The organism is Cryobacterium sp. TMT2-10, assembly GCF_004403075.1.
GTDB lineage: Bacteria > Actinomycetota > Actinomycetes > Actinomycetales > Microbacteriaceae > Cryobacterium > Cryobacterium shii.
Genome location: NZ_SOGW01000112.1, coordinates 20,703 through 45,890, shown reverse-complemented (window position 1 = coordinate 45,890; position 25,188 = coordinate 20,703). Strand labels below are relative to the sequence as shown.

Annotated in this window: 19 protein-coding genes; 11 read left to right on the top strand and 8 right to left on the bottom strand. The window is 67.9% G+C overall.

The genetic code is table 11. The features are described from left to right. Window positions 1–3: 3 nt before the first annotated feature. Entirely contained in the window at window positions 4–1,344 is a 1,341-nt protein-coding gene (locus tag E3T37_RS14205) for an O-antigen ligase (protein WP_134367890.1), read from the bottom strand. A 124-nt stretch (window positions 1,345–1,468) separates the two neighbouring features. Here E3T37_RS14205 and E3T37_RS14200 point away from each other — a divergent pair, with 124 nt between their 5' ends. The 6 genes from E3T37_RS14200 to E3T37_RS14175 all read left to right on the top strand — a co-directional run bounded on the left by E3T37_RS14200 (window position 1,469) and on the right by E3T37_RS14175 (window position 10,249). Next, complete coding sequence (locus E3T37_RS14200; protein ID WP_134367888.1) at window positions 1,469–3,022, top strand: hypothetical protein; 1,554 nt, start codon at window positions 1,469–1,471, stop codon at window positions 3,020–3,022. Window positions 3,023–3,033: 11 nt separating this feature from the next. Continuing rightward, window positions 3,034–3,786, top strand: a complete 753-nt coding sequence (locus tag E3T37_RS14195; RefSeq protein WP_166806114.1) for a WecB/TagA/CpsF family glycosyltransferase — start codon at window positions 3,034–3,036, stop codon at window positions 3,784–3,786. Beyond that, window positions 3,783–5,303 carry a polysaccharide biosynthesis C-terminal domain-containing protein gene (locus E3T37_RS14190; RefSeq protein ID WP_166787119.1) on the top strand — a complete coding sequence of 507 codons (1,521 nt, stop codon included), beginning with the start codon at window positions 3,783–3,785 and terminating at the stop codon, window positions 5,301–5,303. The genes E3T37_RS14195 and E3T37_RS14190 overlap by 4 nt, the downstream gene beginning before the upstream one ends. A 442-nt stretch (window positions 5,304–5,745) precedes the next feature. Further along, window positions 5,746–6,126: a hypothetical protein gene (locus E3T37_RS17205; RefSeq protein ID WP_134367882.1), complete on the top strand. Its 381-nt coding sequence runs from the start codon at window positions 5,746–5,748 to the stop codon at window positions 6,124–6,126. 61 nt (window positions 6,127–6,187) lie between these two features. Next, window positions 6,188–7,147 (top strand): CDP-alcohol phosphatidyltransferase family protein, encoded by a 960-nt coding sequence (locus E3T37_RS14180; RefSeq protein ID WP_241976101.1) that lies wholly within the window; start codon window positions 6,188–6,190, stop codon window positions 7,145–7,147. 186 nt (window positions 7,148–7,333) lie between these two features. Next, complete coding sequence (locus E3T37_RS14175; RefSeq protein ID WP_134367881.1) at window positions 7,334–10,249, top strand: fibrinogen-like YCDxxxxGGGW domain-containing protein; 2,916 nt, start codon at window positions 7,334–7,336, stop codon at window positions 10,247–10,249. 64 nt (window positions 10,250–10,313) lie between these two features. Here the strand turns inward: E3T37_RS14175 and E3T37_RS14170 are convergent, their stop codons facing one another. The 6 genes from E3T37_RS14170 to E3T37_RS14145 all read right to left on the bottom strand — a co-directional run bounded on the left by E3T37_RS14170 (window position 10,314) and on the right by E3T37_RS14145 (window position 18,078). Beyond that, complete coding sequence (locus E3T37_RS14170; RefSeq protein WP_134367879.1) at window positions 10,314–11,198, bottom strand: neutral zinc metallopeptidase; 885 nt, start codon at window positions 11,196–11,198, stop codon at window positions 10,314–10,316. A 9-nt stretch (window positions 11,199–11,207) separates the two neighbouring features. Then, on the bottom strand, window positions 11,208–12,164 hold the full coding sequence (gene pip, locus E3T37_RS14165) for a prolyl aminopeptidase (RefSeq protein WP_134367877.1): 957 nt from the start codon (window positions 12,162–12,164) through the stop codon (window positions 11,208–11,210). Between the two features lie 82 nt (window positions 12,165–12,246). Beyond that, window positions 12,247–14,394, bottom strand: coding sequence for an acyl-CoA dehydrogenase (locus E3T37_RS14160; protein ID WP_134367910.1), 2,148 nt, complete (start codon window positions 14,392–14,394; stop codon window positions 12,247–12,249). A gap of 322 nt (window positions 14,395–14,716) precedes the next feature. Next, window positions 14,717–15,295, bottom strand: a complete 579-nt coding sequence (locus tag E3T37_RS14155; protein ID WP_134367875.1) for a trans-aconitate 2-methyltransferase — start codon at window positions 15,293–15,295, stop codon at window positions 14,717–14,719. A gap of 75 nt (window positions 15,296–15,370) precedes the next feature. Further along, entirely contained in the window at window positions 15,371–17,383 is a 2,013-nt protein-coding gene (gene recQ / locus E3T37_RS14150; RefSeq protein ID WP_134367873.1) for a DNA helicase RecQ, read from the bottom strand. A gap of 80 nt (window positions 17,384–17,463) precedes the next feature. Continuing rightward, complete coding sequence (locus E3T37_RS14145) at window positions 17,464–18,078, bottom strand: copper resistance protein CopC (protein ID WP_134367871.1); 615 nt, start codon at window positions 18,076–18,078, stop codon at window positions 17,464–17,466. Between the two features lie 61 nt (window positions 18,079–18,139). Between E3T37_RS14145 and E3T37_RS14140 the strand changes: the two genes are divergently transcribed. The 5 genes from E3T37_RS14140 to E3T37_RS14120 all read left to right on the top strand — a co-directional run bounded on the left by E3T37_RS14140 (window position 18,140) and on the right by E3T37_RS14120 (window position 23,936). Beyond that, window positions 18,140–19,105, top strand: a complete 966-nt coding sequence (locus tag E3T37_RS14140; protein ID WP_134367869.1) for an EamA family transporter — start codon at window positions 18,140–18,142, stop codon at window positions 19,103–19,105. A 146-nt stretch (window positions 19,106–19,251) separates the two neighbouring features. After that, window positions 19,252–20,436 (top strand): ABC transporter substrate-binding protein, encoded by a 1,185-nt coding sequence (locus E3T37_RS14135; protein ID WP_134367867.1) that lies wholly within the window; start codon window positions 19,252–19,254, stop codon window positions 20,434–20,436. Window positions 20,437–20,438: 2 nt separating this feature from the next. Next, window positions 20,439–21,311 carry a branched-chain amino acid ABC transporter permease gene (locus E3T37_RS14130; protein ID WP_160141074.1) on the top strand — a complete coding sequence of 291 codons (873 nt, stop codon included), beginning with the start codon at window positions 20,439–20,441 and terminating at the stop codon, window positions 21,309–21,311. 4 nt (window positions 21,312–21,315) lie between these two features. Beyond that, a complete protein-coding gene (locus E3T37_RS14125; protein WP_134367864.1) occupies window positions 21,316–23,232 on the top strand; it encodes an ATP-binding cassette domain-containing protein in 1,917 nt (638 codons plus the stop codon). Continuing rightward, window positions 23,229–23,936, top strand: coding sequence for an ABC transporter ATP-binding protein (locus tag E3T37_RS14120; protein ID WP_134367862.1), 708 nt, complete (start codon window positions 23,229–23,231; stop codon window positions 23,934–23,936). The genes E3T37_RS14125 and E3T37_RS14120 overlap by 4 nt, the downstream gene beginning before the upstream one ends. 437 nt (window positions 23,937–24,373) lie before the next feature. On the opposite strand, the gene E3T37_RS14115 is transcribed toward E3T37_RS14120, so the two are convergent. After that, the gene (locus tag E3T37_RS14115; protein ID WP_134367860.1) at window positions 24,374–25,147 is read right to left on the bottom strand and encodes an enoyl-CoA hydratase/isomerase family protein; all 774 of its coding nucleotides are present in this window, start codon (window positions 25,145–25,147) and stop codon (window positions 24,374–24,376) included. Window positions 25,148–25,188 lie beyond the last annotated feature (41 nt).

The window sequence follows — 25,188 nt, the reverse complement described above, 5'->3', positions numbered from 1 at the left end:
GCGTCAGATCTGACGAACCCGGGACGGCTGAGATTTCAGCGGGGCCGGCTCGGCATCTTCTGTCGGACGCAGGGCAACGGCTGCGGCCAGCATGGCCACCATGAGCCCAGTGGTCATAATGCCGTAGTACAGCGATTCCACAAGGGTGACCAGTATCACTGTGTTGCACGCCAGGCCGGCGGGGTCCCGCTCGCGAACTGAACGAAAGAATGCCCAGGCGAGCCATCCCATGAAAAGGGCCGCTCCCGGGAAGCCGTGGGAGAACATCACCATCCAGAACTGACCTTGAGTGCCGACGGAGGGCGCGCCGGGCGTCTCGGAGGGCCGTGGTGCCCCGTAGCCGAAGACCGGTTGCTCGAGGGTTCTTGTGAATGCCTCGACGTACAGGTCAGCGCGGTCCTCGGTCGATGAGCTGACTTCAACCCGGTGGTCGAGCCTGTCCGCGACCGGGAGGGCCGCCCAGGCACCCGCCGCGACCAAAGACAGCCCGGCGAGCGCTGCAATCGCGCGAACGTTTCCGCTGAGGACGGAGCGAAGCAAAACGTAGGCCAACGCCAACGCCAGTCCGAGGAACATCCCGCGGTTTAAAGTGAGGAACGCGGGCACGAAAGAAAGCGGAATGAGCGGCAGCAGCCACCAGAATCGTCGCTCGCGCCGCACCATGACGAGGTATGCGACCACCATCGGTGAGAGTGCGGAGTACGCGTTCCCCCAGCCGTTTGTGTAGAGGAAGGGGGCGCTGGGCCGAGGATCGATCGGTGCCCACGCGTCCGGGCTGTATTGGGTGACGCGGCGAACGACCATCTCCCGGATGAGGTCGTTCGAGCTCAACGACGACGGCAGCACCATGCCCAGCGGGGTGTCGATGGAGAACAGCGGCCAGAACACTCCGAGGTACCCGCCCGCCACGACGATCAGCCAGAACACCGTCAGGACTCCCAGCACATATCTCGCCGTCAGGGTGGCACGCGCGTTGTACACGTACAGGAACACCACTGTCACGGTGACGTACAGCAGCGCCCGGTAGACGAACCCGAGGAGGCGTCCTCCACTGTCGATGCCGATGACCGAACAACCCATCCACAGCAGGAAGAGCAGCCAAATACCCAGGCCTCGCGGCGCCCGGATCTCTCCATGCCTGAGGAGGAGCAGGAGCATGACCGCGGCAAGGGCGATCCACATAGCCTCGCCCGGACCGAGCAGCCACCAAATGGGGAACAGAACGAACATCGCCGTGAGCGGCCAGCGAGGCAGGTCGGGTGTCGTCGCCGATCCCTGCCAGACCGAGATGTCGCCCCATCTGGGGGCCCGGCGCCACCGGCCCTCCGTTCGCAATGAACGCATCTGCCCACCCTCCAATTGGGGACAGGCACAAAACTGAGGGCCCATCACTTTTTTGTGTAGATCACATTACTATGCCTGCAGTCGGGCCAGTTGGCCCCCATTCGGCCAGAGTTGGGTGTGGAGTATGTCGCAACAGTCAGATGCTGCAACCGTGGGACTGGGTTACTACTGGTTCGTCCTTCGCCGCCAGTGGCTCGTCGTCCTCGCCGGGGTCGTGCTCGGCGGGCTGGCGGCCCTGGTGCTATTCGCCGCGTACCCCCCGCCCGTGAAGGCGACGGCCGTCGTCAACCTCCGCATCATTTCGACAGACCCGTTCGACACGTCCAAACAAGCATCGAATCTGCTCGACGGCACGACCGAAACACAGATTGCCACCTCGTACACCGTGGCACTCGCTGCCGCGAAGAAGATGGGGTCCGGTGTGACGCCGGACGAGGTGCGGCGCAACCTGGAGGTTGATTCGACAAGCGGCGCGTCCATCGTGCATATCAACTATGCCGCGCCGACGAGCGAGCAAGCCAGGGTGGGCGCGGATGCCGTTGCACAGTCGTACCTGGCCTATCGGACCTCCCGTGCCCAATCCAAGCTCGATACCATCCTGCAAGGGGTTGAAGCTCGCCGCACCACCCTGGGCACCCAGCTGACTGATGCCAACTCACGCATCAGTGGAGCCGAAGCCGGGACTCTCGCGGCCAATCAGGCAACGAGCGACCGTGACCTCGTGACCATCGAGCTCAACGCCTTGCTGGGGCAGAAAGGGGCGCTCGAGCAGGTCGACACCGAGGGTGGAGAGGTGATTTCGGAGGCCGCCCGCAACGAGGTGGTTGCGCCGAGCCTGGTGCAGTGGCTACTCATCGGCCTCCTGGCCGGCGGCGTGGTCGGCGTCGTGATCGCATTCCTGGTGAATCGGTTCGACCACCGGATGCGCAACGCTAACGAGGTTCGCCGGGCAACGGATGCCCCGGTCCTTGCCGACGTCAATTCCGTCGTGGCGTCGATTCCTCAGGACGAGGCCACGCTCGAGCAGCTTCGGACGGCGCGCGAACGCATCTTCGCAGACCTGCCGCACGATGCCCAGGTCATCGCGTTCGTCGACGACACTCCCGCCGAGTTGTTCTTCGACATCCCGGTGAACCTCGCCCTGGTGACGGCAGCGTCAGGCGTGCCGAGCACTCTTATCCTGCCCAACGCGTCCCCCGGCCTCAAACGGATGCTGCGCACCAGCCTCGACCTGACCGACCCGATAGTCAAAGACGACGGCGAAATCCACCAGAGTGGACTCGCGCGTCAGCTGACGGTTTCATTCCCCTCGGGTGGCGCACCGGCCCTCGCGCCACGGCGTGCAGGAGAGCTGCATTTTGTCGTGATCGGGCGCAGCGCATCCCAGTCGAGCGCCCTGGCCGCCCTGCGGCTGTCAGATGCCCTCGTCCTCATCGCGGTCAAGCATCGGACCCGGGCCGATGACGCGGAACAGATCCTCGACGAAGCGTCACGGCTGGCCATCACCTTCCTGGGCACCGTCCTTGTGCCGCACGACCGAATCGTGCGCACTCAGGTCGAGGACCCTGCGGTAGACGGGCGCGCCGCCCCCATGGCCGATTCCGTCGACGTCGACACCCACACCGACGCCGACGCCGACGCCGACTCCGACTCCCTGCTCCCGGCGGCAAAACCATGACCACCATTCGAATGGACAACGTGCGGGTGATCAATGTGCCGGTGAGCCGGCTCACCGGTGCCGAGATCGTGGAAACCATCATTCAGTGGACCGCTGTCCGGGGCACCCGGGTGGCAGTCGGCGTCAACGCTGCGGTGTGCAACCTGGCGGCCACAGACAGGGGCTTCCGCAAGGTGCTGCGGGGGGCGGACCTACGGTACCCCGACGGTCAATCGATTGTCTGGGCATCCAGGCTCCTGGGCGCTGGGCTTCCCGAGCGAATCGCGACCACCGATCTGATCAACCCGCTCGCGGCGGTCGCGGCGGAGCGGGGCAAGCGCATTTTTCTCTACGGCAGCAAGCCGGGCGTCGCCGCCCGCGCAGCTGCCCGACTCCGCGAAGCCAATCCCGGACTGGTCATCGACGGTCGCGCCGGCTACACGGCGCCCGGCGAGGTGTTGCAGGTCATCGACGAGATCAACGCGTTCAAGCCGGACCTCCTGTTCGTGGGCTTGGGTGACCCGATGCAGCAGTACTGGATCGAGGCGCACCGGCACCAGCTCAACGCTCACGTGATCTTGACCTGCGGGGGGCTTTTCGACTGGGCCAGTGGCGATAACCGGCGTGCGCCACGGTGGATGCTCTCCTCGGGCCTGGAATGGCTGTGGCGCCTGATGCTCGAGCCTCGGCGGCTTGCCTCCCGCTATCTGATCGGCAACCCGGCTTTCATCCTGCGGCTCGCGCGGCAACTCCTGCGCAGGCGGACACGGGTCATCCTCCCGTGACCGAAGTAAAAGTAGGAGTCATCGACAACAGCTCTGGGAAACTGGCGCGCGAAGGCGCGGCGGGTTTCCTGGGTGCGGCGACGAGCGCCTTCATGGGATTTGTCCTGACTGTGGTCCTGGCCCGTGTCCTGGGTGATACCGGGTCCGGGGTGATCCTGCAAGCGATAGCTGTCTTCACCATTGTGTTGAGCCTCGCGCGGGCGGGGATGGACTCGGTGGCCGTGTGGATCATGCCGCGCCTCAGCGCCAACGATCCGTCGAAGATCCGGGGCACCCTCGCCATGATGTTCCTGGTCACGGCAGCGTGCGGCATCGTCTGCGCGATCGGGATGATCGCCCTCGCGCCGACGTTCGCCCTGTCGGGTGACCGTCATGCCGCCGATGTGGCCCAGGCGATCGCTGCCGCCGGCTGGTTCCTGCCGGCGGGAGCTTTGATGCTCGTGGCGCTGGCCGCGACCAGGGGTCTGGGTGGGGTTCTGCCCTACGTCAGCGTGGGAAGCATCGCCATGCCCAGCCTTCGTACCGGTGGTGTCTGGCTGGTGGCGATCGCCGGAGGGTCACTGGTCGCCGTGACGGTGGCCTGGGCGGCACCGGTGGTCATCGCCCTCGTCGCGGCCCTCGTCGTACTCGGCTTCCAAGTGAGGCGCCACGAAAGAGCCGCCGGCCTGCGGGGCGTCTGGCGCGTCCAGCCGGCGCTCCGAACGAGCGTGGTGATGTACGCGCTCCCCCGCGTCCTGTCCGCCGGGTTGGAGCAGTCGATCCTCTGGCTGGGCATACTCATCGTCGGATTCCTCGCCGGTTCAGCCTCCGCCGGCGTCTACGGCGGCGCCAGCCGTCTCGTGGCGGCGGGGTTCATCGTCGACACGGCGCTGCGGATCGTGGTCTCGACCCGATTCAGCGCACTGTTGTTCGCGAAGAAGTTCGCCGATATCGAGCATTTGTATCGAACCGCCGCCATTTGGCTCGTCCTGATCAGCACCCCCATCTACGTGGTGCTAGCCGCGTTCGCACCGGTCGTGCTCCGCCTGCTGGGACCGGGCTTCGAGGCGGGAGCAGGGGTGCTCGTGATCCTCTGTGTCGGCGCCGTCCTGACATTCACCGCCGGCAACATTCATTCGGTTCTGCTGATGAGTGGGCGCAGCGGTTGGGCTGCCTTCAACAAGGCGGTCGTCCTGGTCATCAACGTTCTCGGCAACGTGATCCTCGTCCCCCTGATCGGCATCAACGGCGCCGCGATCTCGTGGGCGTTGAGCATGCTGATCGACGCCATGCTCGCGGCCGCCGAGGTGCGCCATTTCATCGGCATCAGAATCTGGGCGCCGACGATCGCTTACGCCCTAGTGATCCCCATCGCGACCTTCGGCATCCCCGCGCTCATACTGCTCCAGACACTGGGAGAGACGATGCTCGCCTTGGTATTGACCCTGGCGATCGGCGCAGCCCTCTTTCTCGTGTGGTGCGCACTCGACCGGAAGCGACTGCACCTCACCGACCTCGTTCGGTTCACCCGCGCCTGACGAAAGGAACGTCACAACGCAAGGGGCTCGGCGATTTGAGAAGTCGGGCTATCTTAAGAGAAATTTCGAGCATGTTTCATTTATCTCCCTGCGTGAACCTGCGCGTATGTGAACCCGACACAGGAGACCACTTGTGAAAGATCAGGACATTCCCACGCGACGTCGACGGCGGGCAAAAAGGATGCTGGGCGCGGCCGCTGTTGCCGTCGTCGCGCTGACCGCGGCCGCCTATTTCTCCTGGCCGGTCCAGTCCGAAGCGAACACACCCGCGGGCGGCACACGCCTTTCGAGCGAATCCGCTTCACCGCGTGGAACCAACACGCCCGGCAGCACCCCCGCGCCCGCGGCCCCAGAACCCGGCCCCGCTCCCGCCGAAGCACCCGGGCCAGCCACCAAGCCCGGCGCCCCAGAGCCCTTGCCACCCGAACAAGCCACCGCGGCGGTGGAGAAGTTCCTAAAGGCCTCCGTCGCGGTGGACCCGACAGGTTCGGGCGCCACCGACGACCTGACCGCGGCGGCGTCCGGAGCCATCCTCGCCGAAGCCCAGAACGACACGCAGGAGCTGGAAACGAATGGCTGGAAACGTGAGGGCGCCGCCACCATCGAGGCCCTGACGATCGTGCGGTCAGACCCAGCGGCCGATCCCGCCACCGTCGTCGCCCAGGCCTGCGTCGACTCCAGCAAGGTTCGAACGCTCGACGCCGACGGTGAGCCGGTCGGCACTCCCGGCACGCAGCGAGCTTTGAACCTCTATACGTTGCAGTACATCTCCGGCGCCTGGAAAGTCGTCGCCCGGTCGTTTCCGGACGACTTCGCCTGCTGATCGAGTTGGTTCCACTCACTACCGTGCCGAATGGGCACCGATTAAAGTCAAAGGAGTCCCCGTGTCGCCCAACCGGAAGCCGATTCGTCCCTTGCTTTCCAGCCGCCGGGCCGTGGCCACGGGGCTCACGGGTCTCGTGAAACCCAATCCTGGCTTCGAATCAGCGGCGGTGACCCCGAGCCCTGTCGATTATCCCGGAGCCGGCGGGGCGGCTTCCGCCGCAGCAGCGAAGCGGAGGCACGGCTCGGTCTGGTTCGGCCCCAACCAGGAGCGGACGCACCGGTATCGCGAAGCGCTCACCGGACTGAACGCCGCCCAGAAACCGGGCATCGGCGTGCCTGCCTACACGCGCTGGGTGAACCGGCGCCTCGGCCGCTATGCGGCTGCGGCAGCCTTTGCCATGCACTGGACTCCGAACGCCGTCACGGCACTCAGCGCGACCTTCTCGCTCGCGGCGATCGCGCTCCTGGTTACCGGCGATCCCCGACCATGGGTGGGCGTCCTCGTGGCGATCCTGCTCGCGACGGGTTATCTGCTTGATTCCGCGGATGGCCAGGTTGCCCGCCTGCAGCACACGGGCAGCCCGGCCGGAGAGTGGCTGGACCATGTGGTGGACGCGTGGCGAACTCCGGCGATTCACCTCGCAGTGCTGGTCGGATTCTCGATCCAGGGTCAGCCGTCCTGGGTTCTCGCAGTGGTGCTGGGCTATTGCCTGGTGAGCGTGGTCGAATTCATGAGCCAGATCCTCGCCGAACAATTATCCAAACCGCACTCGACGCCAACCCCCGAGGCGGGCCCAACACGGTCTTTTCTGCTGTTGCCGACCGACACGGGAGCCTTCTGCTGGATGTTTCTCCTGTGGGGACTCCCGCCAATTTTCGTCATCGCGTATACCGCGATGTTCGCCGTGAACCTTCTGCACACCGTGATTTCTATGCGTCGTAAGTACATCAATCTGCGCACCGCCAACGGTGCCGGCCCCGCCGGAGGCAGAACGTCGCACAGAGCCCGCAACGCCTAGACCACTCCGGATCGCCGTCACCGCCCCCCATTTGCCACTCGAACGGGGGGGCTTTTACCAAATTGCAATCGGGCTATGCTGCGCACATTGCTGATTTTCTCTCACGTTTGCTTGTTGACGCGGCGAGGACGATCGGCTGCTGTGACCATCGTCCGCCTGTAACCCGAACTACAGGAGATCATCACCGTGAAAATCACCCCGACCCTGCCCCGCCCCCGCGACCCGAAAGCCGGGACGATGAGCAATCACATCGCGCGCAACCCACGGCGGAACGGCCGTTCGACGACCGGACGCCTCGGGGTCCTGGCGGCAGCCGGCGTCATTCTCGCCTCGGTGTTGGTACCTGTGGGTGCCAGTGCGGCGCCAGCATCACCCGACGGCCTCTCCGAAGCCACGGCAGCAGCGTCCTGCTGGGAGATCAAGCAGGTCACACCCGCTGCGCCCAGCGGCGTGTACTGGTTGAACACACCACTACTCGGGTCCGCCGGACAGTTCTACTGTGATCAGGACACCACCGGTGGCGGTTGGGTACTGGTCGGACGGGGCAGGAGCGGATGGTCCGAGTCCGATGAAGGCCAGGGGACCGCCGCCGAGGTTCGCAGCACGATAACCGGCCAGGCGGCGTTCGCCCCGAAGCAGCTCTCCAGTGTGGTGATCGGAGCGCTCCTGAACGGACAGTCCGTGAAATCTCTGCCGGACGGCATCCGTCTGCGGCGCGCCGCCGACATCGCCGGAACAACGTGGCAGGAGAGCACCTTCACGTTTTCCTCGCCACGCGATGAGTGGTCGTGGATGTTCAACAACGAACAGCGAGTCGCGTCCTGGCGGATCGGCACCCTCTCCGGCACCGGCGGCCAAACCAGCGCCTTCGGATCGGGCACCGCCCTGAATCGAATTGAAACCGTGACCGGAGCCAATCAGGGCTGGCAGCCCGGGTTCGGGTTCGGGACGGCCGCCCGCGGGTCGAGCGATGCCGCCAGCTATCTCTGGGCCCCGAGCGCCACCGCCGGAAACCCCCGACCCTTCACACAGGTCTATCTTCGCCCCCAGCTGCTGAGCAGCGCCATCTACAGCGCCATCCCCGATGCAGGGACGGCCAAGTACCAGAAGGCGGGCTCCGCCGAAAGCTTCGCCAAACCGACGGTGTGGGGAGTCAGTGGACTGGGCGCCGGCCCCAACTCGGTGGAAGGCAGCAACGAAGTGTCTGCCTTCGCTGAAGGCAACGGCGTCGTATACGTCGGCGGTAACTTCCTCACGGTGCAGAAGACGTCGGCAGGTGCCAGCCAGGTTGCACAGCCCTATCTCGCAGCGTTCGACGTGAAGACCGGCGAGTTCATTTCGTCATTCCGTCCGACGTTCGACAAGCAGGTCAAAGCACTGGCCGTGCTGCCGGACGGGCGGATCGCGGCCGGCGGTTATTTCACGCAGGTCAACGGAGCGGCTCGCGCCGGCCTGGTCGTCCTGGATCCCGCGACGGGCGCCACGAGCACCACCTTCACCACGACGCTGATCAACAACCTCAGCGGCGGGGTGCCGATTGTTCGTGCCCTGGACGTGCAGGACAACTTGCTGTACGTCGGTGGGACATTCACCCATATGACCGGCGGCTCGGCCACGAGTCCGGTCTACATTCGAGCGGCGGGCCGGGTTTCCGTCACGGACGGAACCCCCGACCGCACCTGGAACCCCGAGTTCAACGGCACGGTGATGGCGCTCGATGCGTCTCCGAAGAAAGACCGGGTCTATTTCGCGGGGTACTTCACCGCCTCGAAGACGACCGCGGCCGTCAAGGGCGCCGCGCTGAACGCGGCAGACGCGTCGGTCGTCCCCTGGACCATCGACTTCTCCAGCACCGCCAACTACCAGCAGGCGGTCAAGGAAGTCGGCGACAAGGTCTGGATCGGCGGGTCAGAGCACATGCTGTACAGCTACGACCGAACGGGCATGACCGAGACGAGCACCAACGTCGGCAAGTCGGGTGGTGACTTCCAGGCCATCTCCAGTGACGGGACAACGGTCTACGGCGGATGCCACTGCTTCTACACGAATTACGCCGGCGCCCGACGGTGGCCGTCGGTGGGCACGGGCTGGACCCGGGCCACGAAGATCAGCAGCGCGGGTGCGTGGGACAACGTCACCGGCAAGCCCATCTCGACGTTCAGCCCGATGGTCAGCCAGCGAAACGGTGCCGGCGCGTGGGCGCTGTTCAACGATTCGACGGGCGTCACCTGGTTCGGCGGTGACTACGAGGCGTCGGTGAAGTCCAACTTCGCCAAGCAGTGGTCAGGCGGTTTCGTCCGCTTCGCGCAGAATGACACGCAGGCTCCCAGTGCCCCGTCCGGGCTCTCGGTAACGCCCTCGGGTGCGAATGATGTGCTGAAGTGGAGCGGTTCCACCGACAACCGCGCCGGGCTGTCGTACCAGGTGCTCCGTGACGACCGAGTGGTTGCGACGACAGGCTCGCTCACCGTGACACTGCCCGCAGCGGCCGTCGGAACGAAGTACTTCGTGCGGGCCGCCGACAGCGCCGGTAACTGGTCCGCCAGCACACCGGCCACCGTGGTCGCCGCAGCGCCCGCTCCGGAGCCTCAGCCGGTGACGACGACATTCGTCAACACCGGTGCGACCTGGGCCTACTCGTTCGGCGCAACGGCGCCTCCGGCCGGGTGGCAAGCGCCGGAATACGACTCCTCCACGTGGTCGACCGGTGCGGCGCCGCTCGGTTGGGGCCAGGCACTCCTGGGCACGACTCTCACGTCCCCCGATCCCAAGCCGCTCACGTCGTACTACCGCAAGTCATTCGATGTGGCCGATGCGACGAAGGTGGCAACGATGACGCTCACCACGCGCGCTGACGACGGCATCGTCGCCTACGTCAACGGAGTGGAAGTTCTGCGCAAGAACATCAACGCCGGCGCCGTGACGTCCACGACCTACGCCACCGTGGCGGTATCCGCATCCACCGCGGTCGCCAACCCGGTGACAGTCAGCGTTCCCGGGTCGGCACTCAGAACCGGCGCCAACGTCATCGCGGTGGAGGTGCATTCCAACTACAAGTCGACCCCCAGCCACAGCTTCGAGCTGTCGGCAGTGGGTCAGTGAGCCCAGTGCAGCTGAAACGACTGCCGCTTCGCCGGCCGGCCCGCGCCGGCCGGCGAAGCGGCAGTCACAGCTCCGCGTCGGCCGGGGCGAACGTGTCGCAGCTGGCGGCGCCGCCGCCGAAGCCGGTCTGGAACCACCGCTGGCGCTGGGCGCTGGAGCCGTGGGTCCAAGCCTCCGGGTTCACCTGCCCCGAAGTGGCCGCCTGGATGCGGTCGTCTCCGACGGCGGATGCCGCGCTGAGCGCATCCTGGATCTGCGCCTCCGTGATCGGTTTCAGGAAGGGCACCCCGCCGGCGTCCCGGGTCTCGGAGGCCGCTCCGGCCCACGCGCCGGCATAACAGTCGGCCTGCAATTCCACCCGCACCGCGTTGGAAGCGGCCCCGGTCTGCCCGTCCTGGGACTTCTGGAGGGTTCCCTCCAGGTTCTGGATGTGGTGGCCCCATTCGTGCGCCACGACATACATTTCGGCCAGCGGGCCGCCCGACGAGCCGAACCGGGTGCGGAGATCGTCGAAGAACGCGGTATCGATGTAAATGGTCGCGTCGGGCGGGCAGTAGAACGGGCCGGTGGCGCTCGATGCGGCGCCACAGCCGCTGTCCGTGCTGTCGGTGAACAGCCCGACCGGCTGCGGCTGCTGGTAGGCGACGCCGAGCAGGGGCAGTTCCTCCGTCCAGTAGGTGTCGAGGGATGCCGCGGCACCCTTCATCCGGCATCCCACGTCGGCGTTGGCCTGCGCGCCGGTCGTGCACTCGGCGAGGTTCGAGACGCTGCCGGGCTCGACGGCCGACTGGCCGCCCCCGGCGAGCCCGGTCAGGTCGACGCCGAGGAACTGGGAGAGCAGGAACAGGGCGAGCACGCCCAGCCCGCCGCCGCCCACGGCGACGCCTGTCTTCCGGCCTCGCTTGCTGACCCGGCCGCCGCCGATGTTCGCGTTGTCGTTGAAAGTCATGGGAAGAAGTTACCCTGCGAACCGGTCGGTTGCCTCGATGATGGCGTCCAGGTTTCCGGGTTCGTCGAAGGAGTGACCGGCATCCGGGATCAGCCGGAAGTCGGCTTCGGGCCAGTTCTGGTGCAGGTCCCAGGCGGTGAACGCGGGGGTGCACATGTCGTAGCGGCCCTGCACGATCACGCCGGGGATGTCCCTCAGACGGTCGGCGTCGCGGATGAGCTGGTTCGGTTCGAACCAGCCGGAGTTGGTGAAGTAGTGGTTCTCGATCCGGGCGAAGGCCACGGCGAAGGCCGGTTCGGTGAAGTGCGCGATCGTGTCGGGCTGCTGCAGCAGGGTGATCGTCGACGATTCCCAGGTGGACCAGGCGATCCCGGCCCGTTCGCGCACGAACTGGTCCGGGTCGTGCAGCAGGCGCCGGTAGGCCTGGATCAGGTGGCCGCGCTCCTCCACCGGGACCGGGGCGATGAAGCTTTCCCACAGGTCGGGGTAGATCGCCGCGGCGCCGCCCTCGTAGAACCAGTCGAGCTCCACCGGACGGAGCGTGAAGATGCCGCGGAGGACGAGTTCGGTGACGCGTTCGGGATGCGTCTCCGCGTAGGCGAGGCTGAGGGTGCTGCCCCAGGAGCCGCCGCAGACGAGCCAGCGCTCGATGCCGAGGTGCTCGCGCAGTTTCTCGAGGTCGGCGACGAGGTGCCAGGTCGTATTCGTGCTGAGGTCGGCATCCGCTGCGCTCGCGTGCGGCGTGCTCTGGCCGCAGCCGCGCTGGTCGAAGAGGATGATGCGGTACTTCTCGGGGTCGAAGACGCGGCGCTGCTTGGGGCTCGACCCGCCGCCCGGTCCCCCGTGCAGGTACACGGCCGGCTTTCCGTCGGGGTTGCCGGATGCCTCCCAGTAGATGGTCTGCCCGTCACCGACCTCGAGGAGTCCGGTTTCGTAGGGTTCGATCTCGGGATAAAAGGTACGCATCCCCCGAGCCTACGGGGCGAGGGTTCCCGTTCCGGTCGAGAGTGACCCGCGGATCGGGCACTCTCGACCGGAACGGGGACTGCTAGCCGGCCTTCGGGGACTGGGCGGGCTTCTGGGGCTTGTGCGACTTCTCGGGGACGGGGGCCTGCCCGGAGGCACGCTGGCCGCGGTAGTAGTCGCGGGCCTCGTCCTGGCGCTCCTGCTCCGCGCCGCTCGCGATCGCGGACCGGAGGTGCTCCGGGCTGTAGCCGAACGCGTCGACCAGGTCGACGGCGTGCGGGCGCAGTCGCACGATGATGCGGTCGATGTAGGACGTCACCGACTGTGCGCGCCGCGCCGAAAGGCGCCCGTTGATCAGGTACCAGGCCAGGTGCTTCTCGAGCAGCCCGAGACCGAAGAGGTCGCGCAGCCAGGTCAGGACCTGCTTCGTGCCGGCATCCTCAGTGGTCTCCACCGCCCGGGTGAAGGCCTCCCACTGCAGCAGCTCCCCGTGGGAGCGGGCCGCCTCGATCAGCTGGTCCTGGTTGGCGTTGAACAGGGCCGCGGCTTCTTTCGCGGGCAGCCTGCCGGCCGGGCGGAGCTTGCCCGCGATCTCCGCGATCATGGTCTCGACCCGGTCGGTGAGCAGCTCGCGCTGCACCTCGGCATCCCGGAGGTGGCCGACGGAGCGGGCCGTCGACCCGAAGTCGGTGAGCACCTGGGCGAGGCTGCGGAGACCGGAGCCGTGATAGGCGCGGCCCGCAGCCTGCTGCACGACGTAGCGGGCGAGGACGCCGGGGCCGGCCGAGGCGAACCTGCGGCTGTAGTCGGTGAGCAGGCGCTTGGCGACGAGCTGGAGCAGGACGTTGTTGTCACCCTCGAAGGTGGCGTACACGTCCAGGTCGGCCCGCAGCCCGACCAGCCGGTTCTCGGCCAGGAAGCCGGCCCCGCCGCAGGCCTCGCGGGCCTCCTGCAGGGTGTCCAGCGCGTGCCAGGTCGACAGGGGCTTCAGCGCGGCGGCGAGGGTTTCCAGGTCCTGGATGTCGGCATCCGTGCTCGCCGTGCCGCTGAAGACCTGGTCGAATTTGACCAGGAACTCGTCGTGGGCGAAGGTGTGCGCGTAGGTGGTGGCCAGGCGCGGCAGCAGCCGGCGCTGGTGGCGCTGGTAGTCGAGGATGACCTCTTCGTCGGTGTCGCTGCCGGCCGTGAACTGGCGCCGCTGGCTGCCGTAGGTGATGGCGATCGTCAGGGCCATCGCCGACGCCTGGGTGGCGGCTCCGTCGAGCGAGACGCGGCCCTGCACGAGGGTGCCGAGCATGGTGAAGAAGCGGCGGCCGGGGCTGGCGATCGGGCTGCTGTAGGTGCCGTCCTCCGCGACGTCGCCATAGCGGTTGAGCAGGTTCTCGCGCGGGATGCGCACCCCGTCGAAGTGGAGCCGGCCGTTGTCGATGCCGTTCAGGCCGCCCTTGAGACCGTCGTCCTCGCCGCCGATGCCGGGCAGGAACGTCCCGGATTCGTCGCGGATCGGGACCCAGAAGGCGTGCACGCCGTGGTTGACGCCGTCGGTGATCAGCTGGGCGAAGAGCACAGCGGCGATGCCGTCCTTGGCGGCGTTGCCGAGGTAGTCCTTCCACGCCGCGCGGAACGGGGTGTCGATGACGAACTCCTGCGTGGCCGGGTCGTAGGTGGCCGTCGTGCCGATGGCGGCGACGTCGGAGCCGTGGCCGGTCTCGGTCATCGCGAACACGCCGGGCACCTCCAGCGTCATGATGCCCGGCAGGTAGGCGTCGTGGTGCTTCCCGGTGCCGAGGTGCAGCACCGCAGCCCCGAACAGTCCCCACTGCACGCCCGCCTTGATCTGCAGGCTCGGGTCGGCCGTGACCAGCTCCTCGAACCCGGCGATGTTGCCGCCGTGGTCGTCGGCGCCGCCGAGGTGGGCCGGGAACGCGCGGTGCACGTGTCCGTTCTCGGCGAGGATTTTGAGCTGACCCAGCACGCGCGCACGGTGCTCGGCCATGGATTGGCCTTCGATCCGCTGCAGGTCGGGGCGGGCGGTGAGCTCGCGGGCCTTCAGGCGCACGTCCGCCCAGGTGCCGAGGAGCCGCCGGTTCAGCGACTCCAGGTCAATCGTGGGAGCGCCGGACTGGCCGGCGATCAGCACCGGGCCGGTGTCGACGCCGGGGGTCACGGCAGGGGTTCCCGTGGGGCGGGCGGGGGTCTTGTTGCTGGAGCGCTGGGCAGTGTCAACCATCATTGGTCCTTCGTCTTCGCGCGAACTCGAAATTTTCTTATACGTTAGGTCGCTCGTGCAAGCGGGGGAAATAGTGCGTGACGGGGCTACAACAAAGCATGCTCGGCGCGGCATCCGTCTTGTAGCTTCCCCACAATGCTTACCGGCCTGGCTTCACCCATACCCACAAACGGGGCGGGTTAGGGCTCCCCTCCGGCGCCCTCCCGCCCGAACCAATTCGACGGAGATTTTGCCGAAACGAACCCAGAAATGGCCGAAAACGTGGTTTTAACTCAAAATCTCCGTCGAATTGGTTAGAGCCGGGCTGGGCGTGGGGGCAGGGTCAGGCGCGGGCGATGACGTGGAAGACGTGCCAGTGCCGGGGACCGAACGCGGACTGGCCGGGGCGGTCGTCTTCGATCACGTCGACGAGGTCCAGGCCGGCCAGCAGGGCATCGACCCCTTCCCGGTCGTGGAAGTTCATGTCGGCGCGACCGGCCCAGGCGTCGTGGGGGCCGAAGAACTCGCCGGCGAACCAGGCGCCCGGGTTCAGGGCTCCGCGGATGCCCGTCCAGAGCCCGGGGAACGCTTTCGGGTCGCAGAAGGGCAAGGAGAAACCCGCATAGACGAGATCGGCGGCGGGAAGCGCGGGGAAGTCCTCGAACCGCGCCGAATGGAAGGTCAGGCGCTCGGCCCGGGGGCGGTCCAGGGCACCCCGCACCCGCGCCTCGGCGCCCGGGTCGGCGTCGAACGCGTGCACGCGCCAGCCGGCGGCGAGCAGGTGCCGGGTCTCGGTGCCCTCACCGCAGCCCAGGTCGACCGCGGTGCCCGGCCCCGAGTCGCCGCGCAGGCCCAGGGTGCGCAGCAGCACCGACCGCGGCGGCCGGCCGGTCTGCGTGTCGAAGTACTCGGTCCAGTCCATGACTCAGTTCTACTCGGTCCGGCGCCATTTCGCCGGTTCACGGCAGGACCGGGATCGGTGCAGCGGCGACGCGGGTCAGGCGCCGGCCGCGACGACCTCGAGGATGGCGGAACCGTATGCTTCCAGCTTCTTGGCGCCCACGCCGGAGATGCCGTCCAGGTCGGCCAGGGAGACCGGCCGGGTCGCGGCGATTGCGAGCAGGGTGGCGTCGCCGAAGACGATGTACGCGGGCACGCCCTGCTCCTTGGACTGGGCGGAGCGCCAGACCCGCAGCGCCTCGAACAGCGTGCCCTGTTCCGGGCTGAGATCGGCCGCGGCCGCCTTCGCCGCACCCTTGCGCACGCCGGCGGCCGGGCGGGCGGCGCGTTCGGGCTCGGTACGGAGCTCCACGGTGCGGCGGCCCGCGAGAACCTCGGCCGCGGCATCCGTGAGCACCAGGGTGCCGTATTCGCCGGAGGTGGCCAGGAAGCCCTGGGCCAGCAACTGCCGCACGACGCCGCGCCACTGCTGGTCGCTGAGGTCGGCGCCGATCCCCCAGGTGGCCAGCTGGTCGTGGCTGTGCTGGGTGGTGCGCGGGGTGACCTTGCCGCGCAGGATGTCGATCAGCTGGCCGGCGCCGAAGCGCTGGTTGCGCTCCCGGAGCAGGCGCACCACGGTGGAGAGCAGTTTCTGGGCGGGGACGGTGCCGTCCCAGCCGTCGGGGGGCTCGAGGCAGGTGTCGCAGTTGCCGCAGGGTTCGCTGGACTGGCCGAAGTAGCGCAACAGGTTCACCCGGCGGCAGCTCACGGTCTCGCAGAGCGCGAGCATCGCGTCGAGGTGCGCGGAGAGTTTGCGGCGGTGCCCGAGGTCTCCGGGCGACTCGTCGATCATGCGGCGCTGCTGCACGACGTCCTGCAGGCCGTAGGCGAGCCAACCGGTGGAGGGCAGGCCGTCGCGGCCGGCGCGGCCGGTCTCCTGGTAGTAACCCTCGACCGACTTGGGCAGGTCGATGTGGGCGACGAAGCGCACATCCGGCTTGTCGATTCCCATCCCGAACGCGATGGTGGCGACGATGATCACGCCGTCTTCGCGGAGGAACCGGGACTGGGTGCGGGCGCGCAGACCCTGGTCCAGGCCCGCGTGGTACGGCAGGGCGTTGAGACCGTTCTGCCGCAGGAAGTCGGCGGTCGCCTCGACGGTCTTGCGGCTGAGGGCGTAGACGATGCCGGCATCCGTGGGGTGCTCGGCCTTGATGAAGGCGAGCAGCTGCTTGCGCGGCTCGGCCTTGCCGACGATGCGGTACTGGATGTTCGGCCGGTCGAAGCTGGCGACGAAGTGGCGGGCCTCACCCAGCTGCAGGCGGGTGGTGATCTCTTTGTGGGTGGCGTCGGTGGCCGTGGCGGTGAGGGCGATGCGGGGCACGTCGGGCCAGCGGTCGGCGAGCTCGGACAGGGCCAGGTAGTCGGGACGGAAGTCGTGCCCCCACTGGGAGACACAGTGTGCCTCGTCGATGGCGAACAAGGCGATGGTGCCGCGGTCGAGGAAGCGTTTCGTGGCTTCGGAGGAGAGCCGCTCGGGGGCGACGTAGAGCAGGTCGAGGTTGCCGGCGAGGTAATCGCGTTCGACCTGGCCGCGGGCGGCGGCATCCTGGCTGGAATTGAGGAATGCGGCGCGCACGCCGACCGCGGTCAGCGCGTCGACCTGGTCCTGCATCAGCGCGATCAACGGCGAGATGACGATGCCGGTTCCCTCGCGCACCAGCGAGGGGATCTGGTAGCAGAGGCTCTTGCCGCCGCCGGTGGGCATCAGCACGACCGCGTCACCGCCGCCGATCAACTGGTCGATGATCGCGGCCTGCTCGCCGCGGAAGGAGTCGTAGCCGAAGACGGTGTGCAGCGCCTCGGCGGCGGTCCCGAATTTCGCGGAGGCGCGGCGCGGCGGGGCGACCGCCGGACGCTGGGGGGCCGGGCCGGCGCCGCTCAGGCCTGCCGGGGCGGACTCCCACGCGGTCGCGCCGCCGGAATAGCCGTCGGGTGGCGGGGGTGCGTCGAACTCGTCGGGTGGTTCGAACTCGTCAGGATCCCACGGTATTTCGGCGTTCCAACTCACCCGGTAACTCTACCTGCGACCTCCGACACGGCCGCCCAGGAGCCGACAGGAGTGACGTGCTATTCGGGCTGCGCGGGCGATCATGGTGTGCGCCGGGTGCGGCGGCGGATCGCGAAGAGGGCGACGGCCCCGGCGAGGACCACTGCGGCGGCAGCGGCGGAGATCCAGGCGGCGTCGGGAACGGTGCCCCCGGGCTCGGCCGGAGCGGCTGTGGCATCCGTCGACCCGGCGGCCTGGCCGCAGGTCGGCACCGCCGCAGACCCGGCCGCCAGGGCCTGCCCCTCGGCCGGCTGCCAGGTGAACGAATACTCCTCGGACACCGGATGCCCGTCGGCCGACACCGCCTGCCAGGTGACGGTGTATTCGCCCGGCTGCCCGAGCTGGGCCGTGGTCTCGATGCTGGGACCGGCCAGCGTGACGCAGCCGTCGCCGTAGTACAGCGGCGTGGTCGCGTCCGCCGGACCGCTGATCGCCATGGCGCGACCGGAACCCTCGCCCAGGTCGACCAACTCGTCGTTCGTCGTCACCCGGAACATCCCGGGCTGCTCGGTGACGACCGCGCCCTCCGCCGGCGAGTACTCGACCGCATCGTTGTGCGCGAGCGCCGGGGAGGCCGACCAGCCCAGCGCCGCCGCGACCAGGCCGGCACCCAGGAGCACTCGGACAGATCGGCGCTGAACCTTGTTTCTTCGCATTACTCGAGCCTAAGCCGCCGCGGGCGGCGGCATGGGCCTCCGATCGGTAGGCTCTGGTTCTATGCTTACCGCTGTTCTGGGCCTGACCGGCGCGCTCATTTTCGGCAGCGCCGACTTCCTGGGCGGCCTGGCCGCCAAGCGCATCAGTTCGGTGCTGGCGACGGCGGTCGCGGCGACCTCGGGGCTGGTCGCCCTGCTGCTCTTCCTGCCGTTCGTGGGCGGAGCCTGGTCGGCCGAGGCCGTGCTCTGGGGCGCGGCGTCCGGAGTCAGCGGCGCCATCGCCATCTCCCTGCTCTACGCCTGCCTCGCGATCGGGCCGATGAGCATCCTCTCCCCCCTCACCGCCGTGGTGTCGGCGGTGGTGCCGGCGACCGTGGGGCTCGCGGGCGGCGACCGGCTGGCTCCGATCGGCTACTGGGCGCTGGGTCTCGCCCTGCTCGCGGTTGTGCTCGTTGGCTTCGTGCCGGAGCGCGGCGCAGTGCGGCCGAGCCTGATCGGCGTGCTGATGGCACTGGGTTCGGGAGCCATGATCGGCGCCTTCATGATCATGATCGACCTGACTCCCGAGGACAGCGGACTCGTTCCACTGGTGCTGAACCGCGCGGTGAACGGGTCGATCATGTTCGCCGTCGTCGGGCTGCTTGCCCTGGTCGCGCTGCGCCGGCGCCGCGCGCTCACGGTCGCCGGGACCCTGCCGGCGACGACCGGCGAGGCGGGAGCCGACGCGATCGCGAATGCCAGTGCCGACACCCAGACGAATGCCGACGCCACGTCCCACCGCCGGTCGACCCTGTTCATAGGCCTGCGCCTCGCGGCCGCCTGCGGCGTGGTCGATGTGGTCGCCAATTTCCTGCTGCTGCTGGGCATCCGTGCCGGTGATCTGAGCGTGATGAGCGTATTGACGGCCATGTATCCGGCCGGCACGATCCTGCTCGCCGCCGTGGTGCTCCGGGAACGGATCGCCCCGGTTCAGTGGCTGGGCCTGGCGCTGGCACTGGCGGCGGCCGGCATGCTCGCCCTGGCCTGACGGCGCGGAACGTCACCCACTCGTTACCAACGAGTACGTCCGAGACCCTTGCCCCGAACGATGGCGCCACGATACTGTCAGGCCACACCTGAATTAGTGAACGACTGGTCGGTCACTAATTATCTGTTCCTCTGAAGGAGATTCCAATGAAGAAGTCTCGTCTGCGTTTCATCGCGCCGATTGCCGTCGTCACAGCCCTTGCGCTGGCCGGATGCAGCACCTCGAACCTCGGGGGAACGGCTGACGCCGACCCCGCCGCGGAGGCAGAGCCGATCAAGATCGGCGCCGTTCTCGACGTCACCGGCGTCGGCGCCAGCCTCGGCGTCCCCGAGCAGAACACCCTCACCATGCTGGCCAAGCAGCTCAACGCCGACGGCGGCATCGACGGCCGCGACGTCGAGCTCACGATCGTCGACAACCAGTCGACCGAAGACGGCGCGGCCAAGGCCACCAGCAAGCTGATCGAGAGCGACAAGGTCGACCTCATCATCGGCGCCTCACGCACCGGGCCCAGCCTGGCCATGCGCCCCATCGCCGAAGCCGCGAAGGTCCCGATGATCTCCGTCGCCGCCAACATCGCCATCGTCGAGGGCTCCCAGTGGGTCTTCAAGACCGCGCAGAACGACGTGGTGGTGATCGAGCGCATCCTCGACGACGCCAAGGCCAAGGGCTACACCAAGCTCGCCCTCGTTCGCGACGCCACCGGATTCGGCGAAGGGGTCGCGGACTACATCACGAAGCTCGGCGCCGAGCGCGGCATCACCCTCGTCATGACGGAGGCCTTCGAGCCGAGCGCCACCGACTTCACCCCGCAGATGACCAATGTGCGCGGCTCGGACGCGGACGCCGTCATCATCTGGGGCATCAACCCCTCCGCCGGCCTGGCCCAGAAGGCCTACGTGCAGCTCGGCGTGAACAAGCCGGTCTACCACTCGCACGGCATCTCGAACCAGGCGTTCTTCGACGCTGCCGGTGACGCCGCCAACGGCGTCATCGCCCCGATGGGCCGCCTGCTCGTAGCCGACCAGCTGGCTGCCGACAACCCCCAGAGCACGGTCATCGACCAGTTCAAGGCGGACTACAGCAAGGCCTACAGCGAGCAGCCCTCCGGTTTCGCCGGCCACGCATTCGACGCCTGGCACATCGCCGTGAACGCGATCGACGCGGTCGGCACCGACCCCGAGGCCCTGCGCACCGAGCTCGAGACCGCCAAGTGGACCGGCATCTCGGGGGTCTTCAAGATGACCGCGAAGAACCACTCCGGCCTTGACGCCTCCGCCCTCATCCTGGCTGAGGCCGAGGATGGTCGCTGGAACCTCCTCAAGGACTGATTGTGCTCACTGATTTCCTGCAACTGACGGTGGCAGGGCTTTCACAGGGATCTGTGTACGCCCTGCTCGCCGTCGGGCTGATCGCCGTCTACACCGTGCGCCACGTCATCAACATCGCCCAGGGCGAGTTCGCGATGCTGGCCGGCCTGGGCTCCGCCTGGCTCGTCGCGGCGGGCATGCCCCTCTTCCTCGGGGTGCTGGTCGCCATCCTCACGGTGACCCTCGTGGCCATCGCGATGGAACGGCTGATCATCGCGAGGGTGAAGAAGCTGACTCCGCTCACGTCCATCATCCTGACCCTCGGCGTCTCCACGCTGCTGCAGGCGATCATGTTGCTGGCCTGGGGTCCGGAGGCCAAGGGGGTGCCCCTGTTCCCGGGGACCAACATCCTGATCGGTGGCGTGAGCATCCGTTCGCAGGAATTCTGGATGATCGGCGCCCTCGTCGTGGTCGGCGGGGGAATCGTGCTCTTCTACGAGAAGTCCCGCTGGGGCAAGGCGTTGAGGGCGTGTGCGGAGCAGCCCGTCGCGGCGCGCATCGTGGGGATCTCCCCCGTTGCCGCGTCGGTGCTGGCGTTCGCGATTGCAGGATTCGTCGGGGCGGTCGCCGGTGTGGTGGCCTCCCCGATCTACCTCTCCCTCTGGTCCGGTGGCGTGCTGCTCGGGCTCAAGGGCTTCGTCGCCGCCGTCCTCGGCGGATTCGTCTCCTTCCGTGCGGCGATCGTCGGGGCACTCCTGCTCGGCATGATCGAGGCCTACGTGGCCGGCTATGTCGCATCCGGCCTGAGGGACGGCGCCGCCTTCCTCATCCTCATCCTTGTGCTCGTCGTCCGTCCCCAGGGCCTCGTTCTCAAGCCCACAGCGGTCAGGGTGTAGCGAAATGACACATGCAACCACACCGGTCCCCGCCGGGATGCGCTCCCCCGGAGCCCGTTTCTGGATGAACAACAAGAGCATGCTCATCGGCTGCGGCGTCCTCGTCGTTCTGATGATCGTGGTCCCCTTCACGGCCAGTTCCTCGGTCATGAACATCGTCGTGTTCGCGATGATCTTCGCCCTGCCGGCCATCGGGCTCAACCTGCTGATGGGCCTGGCCGGGCAGGTCAGCCTCGGGCAGGCCGCGTTCTTCGCGATCGGTGCGTACACGCACGCGATCTTGCTGACCAAGCTCGATCTGCCCGGTCCGGTCGCGGCCACCATCGGCGTCCTCGCCGCGATGCTGGTCGCCCTGCTCGTCGGCCTTCCGCTGATGCGCCTGCGCGGCCACTACCTCGCGTTGGCGACCCTGGGACTGGGCTTCATCGTGATGATCGGCGTGCGCGAATGGGACGTCACCGGACGCACCACGGGCATCTACGGCATCTCGCGGCCCACGGTCTTCGGGATCCCGATCGACAACAACGGGTTCTTCCTCTGGTTCGTGACGCCGTTCGTGGTGATCGGGCTGATCCTGGCCCTCAACCTCACCCGCAGCCGCGCCGGTCGCGCCCTCTCGGCCGTCAACGACTCCGAACTCGCCGCCGAGAGCCTCGGCGTCAACACCTACGCCCTGCGGCTGAAGGTCTTCGTGCTCTCCGCCGGGTTCGCCGGCCTCGGCGGCGTCTTCTACGCGTACCAGGTCGCGATCGTGAGCCCGTCGACCTCCGAATTCCACCTGTCGGTCTCGATCCTGCTGATGGTCGTCATCGGTGGCCTCGGATCGGTCTGGGGCGCCGTCGCCGGCGCCTTCCTCGTTCAGTTCCTCGGCGAGGGCATGCGCGACATCATCCCGGCCATCTTCCCCGGCGCCACCGGCGAGGTGCAGCTGCTCGGCTACGGCATCGTGCTGATCCTGGTGATCCTGCTGCTCCCCGGCGGCCTCTTCCAGGCCGCGACCACCCTGTGGCAGAAGCTGCCGTTCGGGGGGAAGCGCCCGCCCGTCGACGCGCATGCGCACGCCGCTGAGGACGACACGACGATCCCGCAGCTCCCGGCGGTCAGCACTCCGGTCGCGGCCGGCGAGCCGATCCTCGTGATCTCCGGCCTCACCAAGCGCTACGGGGGTGTCGTCGCTGTCAACGATGTCAGCCTCTCTGTGCCGGCCGGCAGCATCCTGGGTCTGATCGGGCCCAACGGTGCCGGGAAGACGACCTGCTTCAACATGATCTCCGGTGCCCTGACCCCGACTTCCGGCACGGTCACGTTCCTCGGTCAGGTCATCTCCGGCCGCAAACCGCACGTGGCCGCCGCGCACGGGCTGACCCGCACGTTCCAGAACCTGCAGGTGTTCACGTCGACGGATGTCGTCGGCAATGTGTACATGGGCCGGTATCGCAAGGGCAGCGCCGGCGTGCTCCGCGGCATGCTGGGACTGCAATCGAGCGAGCAGAGCGCCCACCGCGCCGCGTCCTACGAGATCCTGGCGTCGATGAGGCTGACGGATGCCGCGGACGACTCGGCCTCGGACCTCTCGTTCGGCAAGCAGCGCATCATGGAGGTCTGCCGGGCCCTGGCCGCCGAGCCGGCCCTGCTGCTGCTCGACGAGCCGATGGCCGGCCTGTCCGGCGCGGAACGCGACGTGATGGCCGAGCTGCTGCGGCGGTTGCGGGCCGCCGGGCTCACGATCGTGCTCGTCGAGCACGATGTGGCGCAGGTGATGAGCCTCGCTGACCACGTCGCGGTTCTCGACGACGGCGTGCTCATCGCACACGGAGACCCGGAGTCGGTTCGCAACGACCCGGCCGTCGTGGTGGCCTACCTGGGCACGGACCTCGATGAGGCCGAAGCGGAACTGATCGAGTTGGAGGAGCACGCATGACGCTAATCGTTTCCGGCCTCGACGCCGGCTATGGGAAGCTCGCGGTGCTGCACCAGGTCTCCTTCGAGGTGGCGCGCGGGGAAATCGTGGCCGTCGTTGGTTCGAACGGGGCCGGCAAGACGACCCTGCTGCGGGCCGTGAGCGGCCAGATCCGGCCCACCGCGGGCAGCGTGACCCTCGAGGGCCGCACGATCACCGGCAAGCCCTCGGAGAAGATGGCGGGCTTCGGCCTGACCCACGTGCCCGAGAACCGGCTCTGCTTCCCCACCCTCTCGGTGCGTGACAACCTGATGCTGGGCGCCTGGACGAAGAAGGGCAACGGTGACGTCGAGTCGATCCTCGATTTGTTCCCCCGGCTGCGGACCCGCATGGGTCAGGCCGCCGGTACGCTCTCGGGCGGCGAGCAGCAGATGGTGGCCATCGGGCGCGGCCTGATGGCCGACCCGACCGCGATCATGCTGGACGAGCCGTCGATCGGACTGGCGCCGAAGGTGGTCGCCGAGATCATGGAGGTGCTCTCCCGGCTCTGCGTCGAGAAGCAGCTCGCGGTGCTCCTCGTGGAACAGAACGTGCGCGCCTCGTTCAAGATCGCGCATCGCGCGGTCGTCATGCACCGAGGACGGGTGGCGCTCACGGGGACGCCGGCCGAACTGGTGGAACTGCCCGAGGTGCACAACGCGTACCTGGGCGGCGCGGCCGCGTAGCGGGCCGGTTGCGAAGCGCGGGCTGCCCACTACGGCAACGCACGCGAGCTCGAAGGAGGAGGGGTGCGCATCTGCGGATGCGCACCCCTCCTCTGTTCTCGCCCGGGGCATCCGTCGTCAGGCGCCGGGGGGGGCTACGCGGGTGCTGCGCCGCTTCGCGCATGGCGTGCCACCAGCGCAGCGGCGTAGGACGCGCGTGGCCGGGACGCGCGGGGATGATCCGGTCAGTCGCGGCCTCTGAACGCGGCCGGCATTTAGGCCCGCCGGGCACGGGCAACTAACGAATTCGACGGAGATTTTGCCAAAAATTGCCCCGAACACCTCCGGAAACCCTTTTTAACGCAAAATCTCCGTCGAATTGGTTCACACGACATCGGGTCTGGCGGTTAGGGTGAGCGGGGTGAGCGGGGTGAGCGGGGTGAGCGGGGTGAGCGGGGTCAGTCGCGGCCGGTGAAGACGGGCTTGCGCTTCTGCTGGAAGGCGGCAAAGCCCTCGCGATAGTCCGCGGTGTCGCAGAGCGCCGCCTGGGCCCGGTTCTCCGCCGCGACACTCTGCCAGAGACCGAGGCGATCGTCCCGGAGGGCGCGCACCAGTTCCTTGCTGGCGAGGAACGCCTGCGTCGCACCATGCGCGGCCCGCTCGGCGGCCCGCTCCGTGGCATCCGTGACCTGGTCGGCCGGGAAGACCTGGCTGAACAGGCCGGAGGCCACGGCCTCCGCTCCCGACATGAGGCGGCCTGAGTAGATCAGGTCGAGCGTGCGATGCGCGCCGAGCCGCTCCACGAACAGGGCGTGCCCGCCCGAGTCGAGGGTGGCGCCGAGGTTCGCGAACGGGGACCCGATCTTCGCGGTGTCGGCGACGTAGACGACATCCGTGGCGATCAGCAGCCCGAGGCCCACGCCGAGGCACGCCCCGTGCGCGGCGGCGAAGGTGGGGGCCGGGAACGCGCTCATCCGCTGCAACAGCGGGGTGACGAGTCCCCCCAGGAAACCCATCACGTCGTCGTCGCGCGGGTCGACGCCCGAGATGTCGCGGCCGGCGCAGAACGCCCGCCCCTCGCCGCGCAGCACGAGGGCGCGCACACCCGCCGCCTCCGCGGTCTCGTAGGCGGCCTCGAGGTCGGCCAGGGCCGCCTGGTCGAGGGCGTTCAACTTGTCCGGGGCGTTCAGGACGACGTAGGCAACGTCGTCCGTGATGGTCAGATCGATCACGGGAACCGCTTTCTGCGCTTGCGCGCCGTACCTATTTATTA